The sequence below is a fragment of the Streptomyces sp. NPDC043176 genome, assembly GCF_056436715.1.
In genome coordinates, this window is the sequence record NZ_JBWKCA010000044.1 from 14072 (window position 1) to 29956 (window position 15885).

Here is a 15885-nt window from a genome sequence, read left to right on the forward strand (position 1 = left end):
CCCGTCCGCCCGCGCGGATCACAGCGGTACGACCGTCGCCTCGGTGGCCTTCACGCTGGTCCAGACGGGGACGCCGTCGGCGAGGCCGAGTTCGGCGGCGGCCTGGGGGGTGATCTCGGCGACGAGGTCGGGGACCTGGTCGGAGGTGACGAGGACCCGCAGACGGCTGCCGCTGGCGGTGATCTCGCGTACGGTGCCGGGCCAGACGTTGCGGGGGCTGCCCGCGGGCCTCGTGCGGTGCACGGCGACGGCCTCGGGCGGGATGACGGCGAGGGCCTCGGTGCCGGCCGGCAGGGGGTCGGCGGCGACGAGGGCGCCGCCGCCCGTCAGGGCGAGGCCGTCGCCGGTGGCGGTGCCGGGCCAGGCGTTGCGGCCGAGCATCCGGGCGACCCACGGCGAGCGGGGGTGGCGGGTGACCTCGGCGGGGGAGGCGTCCTGGAGGGCGCGTCCCCCGTCGAGGACGAGGACGCGGTCGGCGAGGGACACGGCCTCGACGGGGTCGTGGGTGACGATGAGGCAGACGCCGCCGAACCCGGCGAGGTGCGTGCGCAGGGTGTGCCGGACGTGGGCCCGGGTGGTCTGGTCGAGCGCGGCGAGCGGTTCGTCGAGGACGAGGAGCCGGGGCCGGGCGGCCAGCGCCCGGGCGAGCGCCACCCGCTGGGCCTGCCCGCCGGAGAGCTGCGCGGGGCGCCGGTGCGCCAGGTGACCGACGCCCAGTCGGTCGAGCCAGCGGCGGGCGGCGCGGCGGGCCTCGGTGCGCGGGACGCCCTGGACCCGGAGGCCGTACGCCGTGTTGGCGAGGGCCGACAGGTGGGGGAAGAGGGCGCCGTCCTGGGGCACCCAGGCGACCCGCCTGCGGTGCGGCGGCAGGCCGGTGACGTCGGTGTCGCCGAGCCGGAGTGCGGCGTGGGCCCGGGGGGTGAGGCCGAGCAGCGCGCGCAGCAGGGTGGTCTTGCCGGCGCCGTTCGGACCGACCACGGCGATGGTGGTGCCCGCGTCCGCGTCGAGGACGAGGCGCGTGAAGCCGGTGACCTCGGCGTGCAGGGGCCACCGCTCCCCGCCGCCCGCCGCGAGATCCCGGGCCTCACCGGGCGCGGCGGGTGCGGGGGCCGGTGCCGGAGCCTCGGGCCCGGGGTCCGGGGCGGGGAGGGCGCGGCGACGGTCCGAGGGCGCTCCCGTCCAGCGGCCGCGCAGGGCGATCAGGACGGCCATGGCGATGGCCAGCAGGAGCAGCGAGACGGAGGTCGCCGCCTCCGGTTCGTCCTGGAGGAGCAGGTAGACCTGGAGCGGCAGGGTCTGGGTGGTGCCGGGCAGGTTGCCCGCGAACGTGATCGTCGCGCCGAACTCGCCGAGGGCCCGCGCCCAGGTCAGGGCCGCTCCCGCGATCAGTCCGGGGGCCACCATGGGGAGCGTGACGGTGAAGAAGACCCTGGTGGGGGAGGCTCCGAGCGAGGCCGCCGTCTCCTCGTAGCGGGGCCGCAGTCCGCCCAGCGCGCCTTCGAGGCTGATGACGAGGAAGGACATGGAGACGAAGGTCGCGGCGAGCACGGCCCCGGAGGTGTGGAACGGCAGGGTGATGCCGAAGGAGGACTCCAGCCACGGGCCGAGGAGGCCGCGCCGGCCGAACGCCAGCAGCAGCGCCACGCCGCCGACCGTGGGGGGCAGCACCATGGGCAGCAGGACCAGGGAGCGGACGACCGCCTTCCCGCGGAACGGCACGCGGGCCAGGAGCCAGGCCAGGGGGACCCCGAGGAGCAGGGAGAGCCCCAGCGCCCAGAAGGACACCAGGAGCGAGAGCTTCAGTGCCTGGACGGTGCCGGGCGAACCGAGGTGGTCGGCGAGCGCGCCCCATTCGGTCCGGACGAGGACGCCGATCAGCGGGAGGGTCAGAAAAGCCACGGCCAGGAGCGCCGGCACGACCAGCGTGACGGGAACGCGGGCTCCGGGCGTGCGTACGCCTGCTCGTTTCATCGAGGTTCCTGGGAAGAGCGTGAGGTGCGGGAGGCTGCCCGTCTCCCCCCGTGACGGGCAGCCTCTCACGGTCCGGGGGCCGGGTTACGGCTTCTGGAAGCCGGCGTCCTGGAGGATCTTCCGGCCTTCGGGTGAGGAGAGCCAGGCGACGAACGCGGCGGCGGCCCGGGCGTTCTTCGAGTCCTTCAGCGTGGCGGCGGGGTACTGGGCGATGGCGTTCTGGTCGTCGGGGATCTCGACGGCGTCGACCTTGTCCTCGGCGCTTTCGGCGTCGGTCCTGTAGACGAGGCCGGCGTCGGCCTCGCCGAGTTCGACCTTGCTGAGCACGGCGCGGACGTTGGGCTCCTGGGAGACCGGCTCCACGGTGATCCGCTGCTTGTCGAGGATCTGCCTGCTGTACTTGCCCGCGGGCACCTCGGGGGCGGCGAGGACGACCTTGAGCCTGGTGTCCGCGAGGTCCTTCAGGTCGTCGATCCCGAAGGGGTTGCCCTCGCCGGTGGCGATGACGAGGCGGTTCCTCGCGATGACCGTCGGGGTGTCGGTGTCGGCCTTCGCCTTGTCCATGCTCTTGGTGTCGGCGGTGACCAGGACGTCGGCGGGGGAGCCCTGCGAGACCTGGGCGACGAGTTCCTGGGAGCCGGCGAAGGAGAAGGTGAGCTCGGTGCCGGGGTGGGACTTCTCGTACGCGGCGCCGGCCGTCTTGAACACGTCGGTCAGGGACGCGGCGGCGAGCACGGTCAGGTTCGCCCGGGGGGCGGCGCCGGAGGCCGGCGAGCCGCCGGTGTCGTTCCTGGCGTCGCCGCTCGACGAGCAGGCCGCGAGCGGCACGAGCAGGGCGGCGGTGAGCACGGCGGCGGCGGTCCGCCGCCCGGCGGGGCCGGGGGTGAGGGACATGAGGGTCCGAACTCCTTGGGGACGAGCGGGAAGTACGGCGAGGGCCGGCCGCGCGGAGGCGGCGGCCCGCGGCGCTCGGTGCGAGGTCAGGTGCGGTCGATGTGCACGCTGGTCGACTTCACGCGGGCGGTGGCCTGCATGCCGACTTCCAGTCCCAGTTCCTCCACGGCCTCCCGGGTGAGGAGGGAGACGAGGCGGTGCGGCCCGGCCTGGATCTCGACCTGGGCCGCGATGTCCCCGAGCTTGACGGCGGTGACGATGCCGGGGAACGCGTTGCGCGCCGAGGTGTAGGACGCCTCTTCGTCCCCGGTGCCGTCCTGGGCGATCTCCACGGAGAACGCGGCCAGCGCCTCGCCGTCGATGAGACGGCGCCCGCTCTCGTCGCGGTGGGTCGCGACCCGGCCCGCGTCCGCCCACCGCCGCGCGGTGTCGGGGCTCACGCCCAGGAGGCGGGCGGCCTGGCCGATCGTGTAGGACTGCATGTGCGACACCGTAGGGCGGTCAGGCTCTCATCTGCAACAAGTTCGTGGGACCGTCCATCGCGGATGCGGACCCCCTTGGAGGAAGGGACGAGCCGGCCGGGCGGCGTCAGTACACGTCGCGGACGTACCGCTTGTCGGCGGACATCTGCTTGACGTACGCCGCCGCGTCCTCCGGGCCCATCCCGCCGTGCCGTGCGACGACGTCGCGCAGGGCCCGGTCGACGTCCTTGGCCATGCGGGTGGCGTCGCCGCAGACGTAGAAGTGGGCGCCGTCCCGCAGCCAGGACCAGAGCGCCGCGCCGTGTTCGCGCATGCGGTCCTGGACGTAGACCTTCGTGCGCTGGTCGCGGGAGAAGGCGACGTCCAGCCGGTCGAGGTGCCCCGCCGCCAGGTGCTCCTCGAGTTCCCGCCGGTAGTAGAAGTCCGTGGCCTCGCGCTGCTCGCCGAAGAACAGCCAGTTCGGCCCCGAGTGGCCGCGGGCCCTGCGCTCCTCGAGGAAGCCGACGAACGGCGCCACGCCCGTGCCCGGCCCGACCATGATCATGGGGGCGGCCGGATCGGCCGGCGGGCGGAACGCGGGGGAGCGCTGCACGAAGACCTGGACGGGCCCGTCGTCGGCGCCGTCGGCCAGATAGGTGGAGCACACGCCGCCGCGGTCCCGGCCGCGGCCGTTGGCGTAACGGACGACGGAGACGGTGAGGCTGACCTCGCCGGGGTGGGCGAGCGGGCTGGAGGAGATCGAGTACAGCCGCGGCTGGAGGCGCTTGAGCACCCCCGTCCAGTCCGCGGCGGCGGCCCGTACCGGGAAGGCGCCGATCAGGTCGGCGGCCTGGAGCCCCCAACTCCACTTGGCGAGCTCGTCCTTGTTGCCGGGGCGCAGGAGCCGCTTCAGCTCGTGGCTTCCGGTGCGGTCGGCGACGAACCTGAGGAGGTCCGGCGTGATGCGGCTGATGTCCAGGCGGGTGCGCAGGGCCTCGGACAGCGGGACGGTCCCCGTGTCGCCGACGCCGACCGGTTCGTCCGGGTCGAGGCCGGTGAGGGCGAGCCACTCGCCGACGAGCCCGGCCCCGTTCACCGGCCAGACGCCGAGGGCGTCCCCCGCCTCGTACGCGAGCTCGCCGCCGCGCGTGTCGAACGCGAACCGGCGGACCTCCTTCCCCGAGCCGGGCAGGCTCAGCAGCCGGTTGCCGACGAGGAGCGTCGAGAACGGCGAGGCCTTGGAGTAGGGACCGCGGCCGTCGGCGGCCGGGGCGGCCGCCGGTGCCGCGGGCGCGGCCGGCGTCCTGGCGGGCGGGACCGGGGCCGGCGGGGCGGCCGGACGCAGTGCGGCGAGCACCCCCGTCAGCCACGCTCCGGCGCTCTCCTCGTGGTCGGGTTCGCAGTCGGTACGCGGGTGCAGACGGGTCGCGCCGAGTTCGGCGAGGCGCTCGTCCACCCGTCGGCCGTGCCCGCAGAAGTCGTCGTAGCCGGAGTCCCCGAAGGCCAGCACCGAGAAGCGGACCCCCGTCAGCGGCGGTGCGTCGGGGGAGTTCAGCGCCCGCCAGAAGTCGGCGCCGTTGTCGGGGGCGTCACCGTCGCCGAACGTGCTCGTGACCACCAGCAGGTCGGTCTCGGGGCCCAGTCGGGTGAGATCGACGTCCGTCATGGGGAGCACCTCCGGCACCCGTCCCTCCCCGGAGAGGGAGCCGGCGACGGTGGCGGCGAAGTCCTCGGCGTTCCCGGTCTGCGAAGCCCACAGGACCAGCAGCCGGCGGGCGGGCCCGGCCCCCTCGTCGGCGGGCCCGGCGACCGGACCGGTGGCGGGCGCCCGCACGGGCCCGCCCCACGGGGAGGGGGCGCCGGTGCGGGAGAACATCCCGGCGAGCAGCCCGTCGACCCAGAGGGCGCGCGCCGGGTCGAGCGGGGCTCCGGAGGGCAGCACCGGGACCGGAACCCGGTCCGCGGGCGGAGCGGCGGACAGGCCGGGGAGACCGGAGAGCCCCGACACGTATCCCGCCAGGTAGTGGCGCTCGGACGCGGTGAACGAGGGCGGTGTGGCCAGGTCCGCGACGCCGAGCAGCGCGGCGAGCACGGCCCCGGTCCCGGCGGCGGGTGCTCCGGGCGGCAGGGCCCCGGTCCCGGCGGCGGGCGCCCCGGTCGGCACGGCTCCGGTCCCGGTCGTGGGCGCCGCCCCGGCGGACCGGGCGGTGGCGGCGGCGTCCGCCGGCTCGTCGTCGCGGTGCGGGCGGGGCACGGGGGCCGTCGTCCTGCTGAGGGCGACCGCGCACGCCTTGAACTCCGGCTGGAGGGAGACCGGGTCGACGGCGTCGTTGGTGACGGCGTTGATGCTGAGGTACTCGCCGAAGAGGTCGTTCCAGTGGAAGGGGGCGAAGCAGTCGCCGGGCCGGACCCGGTCGGTCACCACGACGGGCAGCACGGCCCGGCCGCGGCGCGACGATATCTCCAGGTGGTCGCCTCCGGCGACGCCGAGGGCCGTGGCGTCCTCGGGGTGCACCTCGACGAAGGGGCCGGGGGCGAGCTTCGCGAGCTTGGCCACCTTGCCGGTCTTCGTCATGGTGTGCCACTGGTGCTGGAGGCGTCCCGTGTTCAGGACGAACGGGTAGTCGTCGTCGGGCAGTTCGGCCGCCGGAAGGTGAGGCCGGGCGAAGAACCGGGCACGTCCGCTCCCGGTCGGGAAGGCGAGCCGGGGCCTGGTGCCGTCCTCGCGTTCCAGCGGCGTCTGGCTGACGCCGTCGTTCAGGTAGCGGACGGGGTTGCGGTCGGGGCCGTCGGCGGTGGGCGCCGGCCACTGCACGGGGGTGGCGCGCAGCCGCTCGTACGTCACACCGCGCAGGTCCCAGCCGGTCTGCGGGTTCCACGCCCGCTTCAGTTCCTCGAAGACCTCCTCCGCGCCGGTGTACGTGAACGCGTCGGCGAAGCCCATCTCGCACGCGACCCGGGCGATGAGCCGCCAGTCGGGCAGCGCCTGGCCGGGCGGGTCGACGACCCCCTGGACGAGGGTGAGGTTCCGCTCGGAGTTCACCATGACGCCGTCGGACTCGGCCCACAGCGTGGCCGGCAGCACCACGTCCGCGTAGGCGTTGGTCTCCGTCTCCGCGAACACGTCCTGGGTGACGACGAGTTCGGCGGCCTCCAGGGCGGAGATGACGGTCCTGCGGTTGGCGACCGAGGCCACCGGGTTGGTGCAGATGATCCAGCAGGCCTTGATGTCCCCGGCCGCCATCCGCTCGAACATCTCGACGGTGCCGCCGCCGACGTCCGTGCGGACCGAGCCCTCGGGGAGGTTCCACAACTCCTCGACGAAGGCGCGGTCGGCGTCCACGAGGACCGACCGCTGGCCGGGCAGTCCCGGCCCCATGTACCCCATCTCGCGCCCGCCCATCGCGTTGGGCTGGCCGGTCAGCGAGAACGGGCCGGACCCGGGCCGGCACAGGGCGCCGGTGGCGAGGTGCAGGTTGACCAGCGCGTTCGTGTTCCAGGTGCCGTGCGTGGACTGGTTCAGCCCCATCGTCCAGCAGCTCATCCACTCGCCGGCCTCGCCGATCCACCGCGCGGCCTGCCGGATGTCGGCCTCGGCGAGCCCGGTGACCTCGGCGACCCGGGCGGGCGGGTAGTCCGCGAGGAAGCCGGGCATCGCCTCCCAGCCCTCCGTGAACTCGGCGATGAACGCCTCGTCGGTGTGGCCCTCGGCGACCAGCAGATGCAGCAGCCCGTTGAGGAGCGCCAGATCCGTCCCCGGACGTATCTGCAGGAAGAGGTCCGCCTTGTCGGCCGTGGCGCTGCGGCGCGGATCGACGACGATCAGCTTCGCCCCCGCCTTGACCCGCTCCATCATGCGCAGGAACAGGATCGGGTGGCAGTCCGCCATGTTGGAGCCGATCACGAAGAACGCGTCGGCCCGGTCGAAGTCCCGGTACGAGCCGGGCGGGCCGTCCGCTCCGAGCGAGAGCTTGTAGCCGGAGCCCGCGGAGGCCATGCACAGCCGCGAGTTCGACTCGATGTGGCGGGTCCGCACGAAGCCCTTGGCCAGCTTGTTCGCCAGGTACTGCGCCTCCAGCGACATCTGCCCCGAGACGTAGAACGACAGCGCGTCCGGTCCGTGCTCGTCCAGGATCGCGCGCAGCCGGCCGGCCACCGCCGTGATGCCCGCGTCGACGTCCGTCTCGGCGTGCTCGCCGCCGCGCTCGGCGCGCACCAGCGCGGTCCGGGCCCGTCCGGGAGCCGCCAGCATGTCGGCGCTGGTCGCCCCCTTCGTGCACAGGCGCCCGGAGTTCGCCGGATGCTCCTTGTCCCCCGAGGCCTTCACCGCCCGCCGCAGGCCCGTCCGCGGGTCGCGCGCGACGTCGAGGACGATTCCGCAGCCGACCCCGCAGTACGAGCAGACCGTCCGGACAGCCTCGGCCCGCGAGTCCGACGACGCCACCGGGACTCCTCCCCCTCAGGAACACTCCGCCCGTCCCGACCTGCGCCGGTACGCCGGACCGTGGGAGGTCTCCCACGGCCTCGACCGTACGAACCGCGGGTTTCCGGCCCGTCACACCCCACGGGCACCCGGCGTTACACGCCCTTCACGACGGCCGGGAGCCTACCGTGAGCGACACGAGGACCGCTCGAGCCCCGCACGCCCCGCCGGCCGCACGCGCCGCCCCGCCGACCGCACCCGTCGCCCCGCCTGCCGCACCGGGTCCCCATGTCGCCCGGCCGCGGTGTCGGCGCGGTTCAGCCGACGTGCACCCGCGGGCGGAGCTCCCGGTCCGGCTCGGCCTCGCGCAGGATCTCGCGGGTGACCGGCGCGACCTCGCCCTGACCGAGGAGGAGGAAGCGGAGGAAGTTGGCGAACGGGTTGCCCTCGGTCCACTCGAAGTAGATGTCGGGGCGGATGCCGGTGGTGTCGCGGGCGTGGAGGAGGAGTGCGGCGAGCGCGTTGGGGACGGAGGACGACTCGACGGTCAGGACGCGGTACCGGTCGTGCATCACCTCGCCGCGGACGGCCAGCCCCGCCTCGAACTCGGAGGGGTCCGTGACGGTGACCTCGATGAAGACGAAGTCCTCGGCGGCGGGAAGGTCGTTGTCGGCGCGGATCTGCTCGATCTTGTCGCGGTACTCGGCGACGTCGCGGTTGTCGGGTTCGTTGGCGACGAAGCGGGGCGTGCGGCGGGAGATGTCCTGGATGAAGCGTTCGGCCGTCTCGTCGAGGTCGACGTGGGTGACGCGCAGTTCGAAGGCACGGCCGAGGCGGGAGAGGAGCGAGATGAGGATGATGCCGGCGATGAAGCAGGCGCCGATCTTCACTCCGTCGGGGCGCTCGATGACGTTGAGGACGGTCGTGTAGAGGAAGACGGCCGAGATGACCGCGAACCCGACGGTCCAGCCCCGCTGCCCCGCCTTCCGCGCGGCGATCGTCACGGCGATGGCGGCCGAGCAGATCAGGACGAGGACACCGGTGGCGTACGCGCCGCCCTGCGCGTCGACGTCGGCGTCGAAGATCCAGGTCACGAGGAACGCGACCAGGGTGAAGACGATGACCATGGGGCGCACGGCGCGGGCCCAGTGCGGCGCCATGCCGTAGCGGGGCAGGTAGCGGGGCATCAGGTTGAGCAGGCCCGCCATCGCGGAGGCGCCGGCGAACCAGAGGATGGCGATGGTGGAGACGTCGTAGACGGTGCCGAAGGCGTTGCCGAGGTACTCGTGGGCGAGGTAGGCGAGCGCGCGGCCGTTGGCCTCGCCGCCGGACTCGAACTCCTCGTGCGGGATGAGCACGGTGGTGATGAAGCTCGTGCAGATCAGGAAGACGCTCATGATCAGCGCCGCCGTCGTCAGCAGCTTCTTCGTGTCCCGGATGCGGCCGGCGGGCTTCTCCTCCGTGTCTCCCGGGTCGCCCTGGACGTGCGGCATGACGGCGACACCGGTCTCGAAGCCCGACAGGCCGAGGGCGAGCTTGGGGAAGACGAGCAGGGCGACCCCGACCATGGCGAAGACATTGCCGTGCTCGGCGGTCAGCGCCGCGGACCAGTCCGTGACGACGTGGCCCTCGGTGACCACGTGCCACAGGCCGGAGACCACGACGACCGCGTTCAGGGCGAGGTAGGCCCCGACGAGGACGACGGCGACGCCGACCGCCTCCAGGAAGCCCTTCAGGAACACCGCGCCGAGCAGGGCGATCAGCACCAGGGTGATGATCAGCTGCTTGTCGTGGAGGGCCGCTTCGAGGTGCGGGTTCTCGACGAGGTGGGTGGAGGCGTCAGCGGCGGACAGCGTGATCGTGATCAGGAAGTCGGTGGCGGCGAAGCCCAGCAGGGTCAGGACGAAGAGCTTCCCCTTCCAGAAGGAGAGCAGGCGGGACAGCATCGCGATCGAGCCCTCGCCCCGCGGGCTCTCCTCCGCCACCCGGCGGTAGACGGGCAGCGCTCCCGCCAGCGTGACGATCACGAGGACGATCGTCGCGACGGGGGAGAGCAGTCCGGCCGCCAGGGCGGCGATGCCCGGCTGGTAGCCGAGGGTGGAGAAGTAGTCGACACCGGTCAGGCACATCACCCGCCACCAGCGCTGCCCCCGGTGTCCGCTGTCCGGCGCCGTCTCCACGGGCCGGGAGGGCCTGCCCTTGCCCATGTCGGAGAGACCCTCCAGCATCCACGCGCGCAGTCGTCCGGTGCGGGCGTCCGGTGTGCCGGCCATGGAGGTGCTCCTGAGCTGTTCGACGAAGGGTTTCGGCCATCGAGAGGACCGCCGGGCCAGCGTAAGCACGGCCCTGGGGACGGATCGGGGCGGGCGCGTCAGGAAAGCGTCAAGACGGTGCGGCGGGGCTCATCCGATGGTGTGGATTCGCGGCGGGTGAGGGCGGTGGCCGTGCGCGGGGCGTGCGCCGGGCCGCGCACGGTGGTGGGCGGTTTCGCCGGCGGGGTGGCGGTGGGATCGGCGGCGGTCGGGGTGATCGCGGGGTCCCTAGACTCCCCGCACATGTCGCTCTGGCTGCTCAACCACTTCAGCACCTTCGCCCTGACCGTCGTCATCGTCGGCGGGACCGTCGCCCTCGCCGTCGCCGGCAGCGTGTTCACCCGGCGGAAGTACCCGTCGCTGGCCGAGGGCGAGCACAACGACATGGTCGGGGTGACCCTGGGGATGTTCGGCGCGATCTACGGCATCATCCTCGCGTTCGTCATCGTCACCCTCTGGACGCAGTTGGAGAGCACCCAGACCGTCGTCGCCACCGAGGCCACCGACGCCGCGCTCATCGCCCGTGACGCCGCCGCGTTCCCGGAACCGGTGCGCGAGCGGCTCGACGTCGCGCTGAGCGGCTACGTCCACGGCGTCGTGGAGAACCAGTGGCCCCTGATGCGCGCGGGAACGCCCGAGTACGACGCCACCGCCGGCAACCTCCAGGCCGTGTTCGACGTACTCCAGTCGTACGAGCCGAGGACCGCCCGCGAGGAGGTCTTCTACGAGGAGGCCGTCAGCCACCTCAACGACGTCGCCGCCCAGCGCCGCGCCCGCCTCACCATGGCCGAACAGCAACTCCCGCCGCTGCTCCAGCTGCTGGCCTTCGGCGGCGCGCTGGTCCTGATCCCCCTGACCTTCCTCTACGGCATGCGCCGCAGGCGGATCCAGGTCCTCTTCGTCGCCTCGGTGGCCGGCCTCATCGGCTTCAGCCTCCTCCTCGTCCTCGTCCTCGACCGCCCCTTCGCCGGGGAGCTCAGTGTCAGCCCGGCGCCGTACCGTCAGGGAGCGCTCGCCCAGTACTGGACCGAGTCCCCGGACCGGCCCCCGGCCGCGGCCCCAGCAGAGGAGAACACCCCGTGAAGATCCGTCTGACCAGCGTCTTCGTCGACGACCAGGCCCATGCCCTGCGCTTCTACACCGAGGTGCTCGGCTTCGTGAAGAAGCACGACGTCCCGGTGGGCGGAGAAGACCGGTGGCTGACCGTCGTCTCGCCCGACGAGCCCGGCGGCACCGAGCTGCTCCTGGAGCCCGCCCGCCACCCGGCGGCCAGGACGTACCGCGACGCGCTCGTCCAGGACGGCATCCCGCTCGCCCAGTTCGCCGTCGAGGACGTACGGGCGGAGTACGAGCGCCTGCGCGGTCTCGGCGTCCGCTTCGCCCAGGAGCCCGTGGAGACGGGCCCCGTCACCACCGCCGTCCTCGACGACACCTGCGGCAACCTGATCCAGATCGCCACCGTGCCGCGGTAGCCGCCGTCAGCCGGCGGACGCGGGGCCGGGCGGCAGGTGGACCGTCATGACCAGGTGGCAGGTCCCGGTACCGGCGCCGCGGTAGGCGTGGGCGGTGTCGCCGTCGAAGCAGGCGGTCTGCCCGGCCTCGACGGTGTGTTCGGCGCCGTCGACGACGAGGGTCATCCGGCCCTCGGTGACGGAGACGGTCTCGACGACTCCCGCCTGGTGGGGGTGGCTGGGGTACTCCTCGCCGGGCTCCAGCCTCCACCGCCAGACCTCGACCGGCGCCGCCCCCGGGGTCGTCAGCATCAGGCGCGCCTCGCCGCCCCGCTCCCCGCTCCACAGCGGCATCACCGCGTCGGCGGTCACCACCCGCACGCGGCCCTCGGCCGGCCCTTCGAGCAGCGCGGACACCGAGATGCCGAGGGTGTCGGCCAGTCTGACCAGGGTGGCGAAGTTGGGATTGCCCTGGGCCTTCTCGAGCCCGACCAGGGCGCCCTTGCTCACCTTGGCCCGCCGGCCGAGCTCGTCCAGCGAGAGGCCGGCCCGGACCCGGGCCGCCCTGACGTTGTGCGCGAGCGTCCGCAGGGCCGCGTCTGTCTCGGTCATCCGATCAGCGTCCTCGTGAGTTGACCAATGGAATGCACCGCCCGGTCGTTTGGTTGACACGATCCGGTCGGTTCGTTGTACGGTTCAGTCGTTCCATTGTAATGCCAAGGGATGTACCGTGATCGCTCTGCTGCTGGCCCTGGGCAGCTCCCTCGCCTACGGGTGCGCCGACTTCCTCGGCGGCCTCGGTGCCCGCAAGGCCCACGTCCTGCGCACCGTGATGATCGCCGCCCCGGCCTCGCTCGCCGTCGAGCTGCTCCTGTGGCCCTTCCTCGGCGCCTCCTTCGGTGCCGCCACCCTCGGCTGGGGCGCCGCGTCCGGCGTCGCCTCCGCCGCCGCGTTCGCCCTGCTCTACCGCACGCTGGCGATCGGTCCGATGAACGTGCTCTCGCCGGTCACCGCCCTGGTGTCCGCCGTCCTCCCCGTCGGGGTCGGCCTCCTCCAGGGCGAGCGCCTCGGCCCGGCAGGGCTGATCGGGCTGCCGCTCGCGCTCGCCGCGGTGGTGCTGGTCAGCGCCGGTCACGGCGCCGGGTCCGCGCGGCCCTCCCGTACGGCGCTCCTCCTGGCCTTCGGAGCCGGAGCCGCGATCGCCCTCCAGCTGGTCTTCCTCCATCAGGCGCCCCCCGACAGCGGTGTCGCCCCCCTGATCGTCGGTCGGGCGGTCTCCTCCGCGGTCACCCTCGCCGCCGCCGGACTGATGTACCGCAGGCTGGGATCCGAGCGGCCCGCGTACGCGATGTCCGCGGGCGCCGGCGTGCTCGACTCCGTCGCGAACCTCCTCTTCCTGCTCGCCGCCCGCGGCGGCGACCTCGCCGTCGTCGCCGTCGTCACCGCGCTCTACCCGGCCGGCACGGTCCTCCTCGCCCGCGGCGTCCTCGGCGAGCGGGTCCACCGCGGCCAACTCCTCGGCCTCGGCGCCGCCGCCGCGGCGGTCGGCCTCCTGGCCGTCGCCTGAGACCCCCGCGATCCGCCCGGACATCGGCCCCGCCGCCGCCCGGAAAGCCCGCGATCCGCCCGGGCGTCGGTCCCGCCGCCGCCCGGAAACCCCCCGCACTCCCGCCCGTATACAGGAACGGAAACCACTCATGACCGTCTTCCGGCTCGCCCCCGCCGTCGCGGACGCCTTCCCCGACACCCTCGTCGCCCTGGTCACCGCCACCGGCCTGCGGGGCCGTGAGCCCTGGCCGCTCACCGTGGCGGCCGTGGCGGACCTGGAGCGGCACCTCGCCGAGGGCGACTGGCGGCCCGCCGACGAGACCGACCCCCGGATCGAGAGCTGGCACGCCGCCTACCGTTCCTTCGGCACCAACCCCCGCAGGATCCGGCCCAGTGTCGACGCACTGGGGCGCCGCCTCGCCAAGACGGGCGCCCTGCCCCGGATCAACCCGGCCGTCGACTCGTACAACAGCGTCTCCGTCCGCCACGGGCTGCCCGCGGGCGCCTTCGACCTCGACCACGTCGTCGGGGCCGTCGACATCCGCCACGCCGACGGCACCGAGGCGTTCACCCCGCTCGGCGAACCCGACACGATCGAGAACCCCAAGCCCGGCGAGATCGTCTACACCGACACCGCCGGAGTCCTCACGCGCCACTGGAACCACCGTGACGCCCACCGCACCCGCGTCACCGAGGACTCCGCCCGCGTCACCTTCGTGCTCGAGACGCTGTGCGCTCCCCGCGACGGCCACCTCGTCGAAGCCGCCGCCCGCGAACTGCGCGAACTCCTCGTCCCCCACGCCGAAGGGACCGCCCTGCACCACCTCACGCCGGAGCGGCCGCACGCCGACGTCTGAGGGAGGGCCCGGGCGGGGGCCGACCCGCCCTTGACAACTGGCCATGCTCCTGACAGCAGTTGCTCTGCACGACTCCCGTGAACGGCGCCCCACCACGAAGGAGACGACCAGCGTGATGAGCAGTCCCGAGAGCACGGCCGGCCCCTACGACGTCGTGATCAGCGGAGCGAGCCTCGCCGGCAGCGCCGCGGCGATCCTGCTCGCCCGGCGCGGTGTCCGCGTCGCCCTCCTGGAACGCCGCTCCGACCCGGAGGCGTACAAGGTCCTCTGCACCCACTCCCTCCAGGCCGCCGCCTACCCGGTGCTCGACGAACTCGGCCTCGTGCCCGCCCTGGAGAAGGCGGGCGCCGTCCGCAACGAGGCCCGCTGGTACACCCGTTGGGGATGGATCGAACCCACCGCCGCGCCCGGCGGACCCGAGCTGCCGTACGCGTACAACATCCGGCGCAGCATCCTCGACCCGCTGATCAGGTCACGCGCCGCGGCCACCCCGGGCGTCGACCTGCTCCTCGGCCACCGGGTGACGGGGCTGATCGGCGAGGCCGGGCGCACCCTCGGGGTGCGGGCCTCGACGTCCCTGGGCGAGCGCGAGATCCGGGCCCGCCTGGTCGTGGGCGCCGACGGCAAGGACTCGCCCGTGGCGAAGTACGCCGGAGTGCGCGCCCGGCAGCACGTGAACGGACGGTTCGGCTACCTCGCGCACTTCCGGCACCTGCCCCTGCGTGACGGGATCAGCCACGCCTGGTTCCTCGACCCCGACGCGGCGTACGCGTTCCCGAACGACGACGGCGTCACGGTCGTCGCGGTGCTCCCGGACAAGAAGCGGCTGCCCGCCTTCCGGAAGGATCTGGAGGGCAGCTTCCTCGCCTTCCTCCGCGGCCTCCCCGACGCGCCGCCCGTCGACTCCGCCGAACGCGTCTCGAAGATCATCGGGACCGTCGACCACCCGCTGCACACCCGCAGGCCGACCGCCCCGGGGCTTGCGCTCATCGGCGACGCAGCCCTCACCGGCGACCCGCTCTGGGGCGTGGGCTGCGCCTGGGCCCTGCAGTCCGCCCAGTGGCTGGCCGAGGCGGTCGCCCCGGCCGCGGCCGGCCGCGGCGATCTCGACCGCGCGCTCGCGGCCTACGCCCGCACCCACCGGCGCCGTCTCGGCGGCCACCAGTACCTGGCCGTCGACTACGCCAGGTCCCGGCCGTTCAACCCCGTGGAGCGGCTGATGTTCTCCGCGGCGGCCCGCGACGCGTCGATGGCGCGCCACCTGTACTTCTTCGGCTCCCGCCTGAACGGCCCGCTCCGCTTCCTGAACCCGCTGGCCCTGGCCAAGGCGTCGGCGGTCAACATCAGGCACCGCGGCCGGGCCGCGACCACTCCCGCCGGAAAAGGCACACGGCGAGAATCGTCCGACTGATGCACCTGACGGGTGTCAGTACTGTTCGGTGGGCTGGTCGGTGATCCTCTGGGTTGGGTCAGGAGTCCTGCCGTCGTGCTGGATTCTGTTTTCTCAGCCGGGGGATTGGGGTTGGCAGGGTTTATGTCTCTCTCACTGGTCGGGCGTTTTCTGCGTGGGTTGGGGTTGTCTCCGGATGGTCCTGCCGTGCGGGTGGGGGATGAGGTCGTGTCCTATCGGGAGGTGCATGAGCGGGCTTTGTTGTGGGCGGGTGCGCTCAGGGCGGGTGGGTCTGCCGGTGCGGTGGGGGTGTTGGCGGGTAAGAGTGTGACGGCGTATGTGGGTCTGCTCGCGGTGTTGTATGCGGGTGGGACGGTGGTGCCGTTGCAGCCGAATTTTCCGGCGGAGTTGACGCGTCGGATGATGCGGGTGGCGGGTGTGGAGACGTTGATCGTCGATGAGCGGGGTCTGGCGGTGTTGCCTGAGGTCGCCGGGGACGGGATGCGGGTGCGGGTGTTGGACACCGGTGGGGTGGGGGGTGTGTTCCCGCTGGTGGCGGTGGATTCGGGTGCGGCGTT

12 protein-coding genes are annotated in these 15885 nt (G+C 73.4%); 6 read left to right on the forward strand and 6 right to left on the reverse strand.

Translation table 11 applies throughout. From position 1 onward, the window contains the following. Positions 1-18: 18 nt before the first annotated feature. From AC067A_RS36650 to AC067A_RS36670, 5 genes are all read right to left on the reverse strand, one after another. Positions 19-1971: an ABC transporter permease gene (locus AC067A_RS36650; protein ID WP_479247829.1), complete on the reverse strand. Its 1953-nt coding sequence runs from the start codon at positions 1969-1971 to the stop codon at positions 19-21. A gap of 84 nt (positions 1972-2055) precedes the next feature. Continuing rightward, positions 2056-2865 (reverse strand): molybdate ABC transporter substrate-binding protein, encoded by an 810-nt coding sequence (gene modA, locus AC067A_RS36655; protein ID WP_479247832.1) that lies wholly within the window; start codon positions 2863-2865, stop codon positions 2056-2058. An 86-nt stretch (positions 2866-2951) separates the two neighbouring features. Further along, positions 2952-3347 (reverse strand): TOBE domain-containing protein, encoded by a 396-nt coding sequence (locus tag AC067A_RS36660; RefSeq protein ID WP_479247834.1) that lies wholly within the window; start codon positions 3345-3347, stop codon positions 2952-2954. A gap of 106 nt (positions 3348-3453) precedes the next feature. Further along, positions 3454-7770 (reverse strand): molybdopterin-dependent oxidoreductase, encoded by a 4317-nt coding sequence (locus AC067A_RS36665; RefSeq protein WP_479247836.1) that lies wholly within the window; start codon positions 7768-7770, stop codon positions 3454-3456. A gap of 296 nt (positions 7771-8066) precedes the next feature. Beyond that, positions 8067-10022, reverse strand: a complete 1956-nt coding sequence (locus AC067A_RS36670; RefSeq protein ID WP_479247839.1) for an APC family permease — start codon at positions 10020-10022, stop codon at positions 8067-8069. A gap of 282 nt (positions 10023-10304) precedes the next feature. Here AC067A_RS36670 and AC067A_RS36675 point away from each other — a divergent pair, with 282 nt between their 5' ends. Both AC067A_RS36675 and AC067A_RS36680 read left to right on the forward strand, forming a co-directional pair. Further along, positions 10305-11144: a bestrophin-like domain gene (locus AC067A_RS36675; RefSeq protein ID WP_479247841.1), complete on the forward strand. Its 840-nt coding sequence runs from the start codon at positions 10305-10307 to the stop codon at positions 11142-11144. Further along, positions 11141-11533 carry a VOC family protein gene (locus AC067A_RS36680; protein ID WP_479247842.1) on the forward strand — a complete coding sequence of 131 codons (393 nt, stop codon included), beginning with the start codon at positions 11141-11143 and terminating at the stop codon, positions 11531-11533. Before AC067A_RS36675 ends, AC067A_RS36680 begins: the two co-directional genes overlap by 4 nt. 6 nt (positions 11534-11539) lie before the next feature. On the opposite strand, the gene AC067A_RS36685 is transcribed toward AC067A_RS36680, so the two are convergent. Continuing rightward, on the reverse strand, positions 11540-12124 hold the full coding sequence (locus AC067A_RS36685) for a helix-turn-helix domain-containing protein (protein WP_479247843.1): 585 nt from the start codon (positions 12122-12124) through the stop codon (positions 11540-11542). A gap of 118 nt (positions 12125-12242) precedes the next feature. Between AC067A_RS36685 and AC067A_RS36690 the strand changes: the two genes are divergently transcribed. The 4 genes from AC067A_RS36690 to AC067A_RS36705 all read left to right on the forward strand — a co-directional run. Beyond that, on the forward strand, positions 12243-13079 hold the full coding sequence (locus AC067A_RS36690; RefSeq protein ID WP_479247845.1) for an EamA family transporter: 837 nt from the start codon (positions 12243-12245) through the stop codon (positions 13077-13079). Between the two features lie 130 nt (positions 13080-13209). Next, positions 13210-13917, forward strand: coding sequence for a B3/B4 domain-containing protein (locus AC067A_RS36695; RefSeq protein ID WP_479247847.1), 708 nt, complete (start codon positions 13210-13212; stop codon positions 13915-13917). Positions 13918-14032: 115 nt separating this feature from the next. Next, entirely contained in the window at positions 14033-15328 is a 1296-nt protein-coding gene (locus tag AC067A_RS36700) for an NAD(P)/FAD-dependent oxidoreductase (RefSeq protein WP_479247849.1), read from the forward strand. A gap of 75 nt (positions 15329-15403) precedes the next feature. Then, on the forward strand, positions 15404-15885 hold a 482-nt coding region (locus AC067A_RS36705; RefSeq protein ID WP_479247850.1), incomplete at its 3' end, for an AMP-binding protein.

Excerpts from the sequence above, each read along its gene's own strand:
- AC067A_RS36695 (WP_479247847.1), top strand. The coding sequence starts at position 13,210 with ATGACCGTCTTCCGGCTCGCCCCCGCCGTCGCGGACGCCTTCCCCGAC.
- AC067A_RS36670 (WP_479247839.1), bottom strand. The coding sequence starts at position 10,022 with ATGGCCGGCACACCGGACGCCCGCACCGGACGACTGCGCGCGTGGATG.
- AC067A_RS36700 (WP_479247849.1), top strand. The coding sequence starts at position 14,033 with ATGAGCAGTCCCGAGAGCACGGCCGGCCCCTACGACGTCGTGATCAGC.
- AC067A_RS36685 (WP_479247843.1), bottom strand. The coding sequence starts at position 12,124 with ATGACCGAGACAGACGCGGCCCTGCGGACGCTCGCGCACAACGTCAGG.
- modA (WP_479247832.1), bottom strand. The coding sequence starts at position 2,865 with ATGTCCCTCACCCCCGGCCCCGCCGGGCGGCGGACCGCCGCCGCCGTG.
- AC067A_RS36675 (WP_479247841.1), top strand. The coding sequence starts at position 10,305 with ATGTCGCTCTGGCTGCTCAACCACTTCAGCACCTTCGCCCTGACCGTC.
- AC067A_RS36650 (WP_479247829.1), bottom strand. The coding sequence starts at position 1,971 with ATGAAACGAGCAGGCGTACGCACGCCCGGAGCCCGCGTTCCCGTCACG.
- AC067A_RS36660 (WP_479247834.1), bottom strand. The coding sequence starts at position 3,347 with ATGCAGTCCTACACGATCGGCCAGGCCGCCCGCCTCCTGGGCGTGAGC.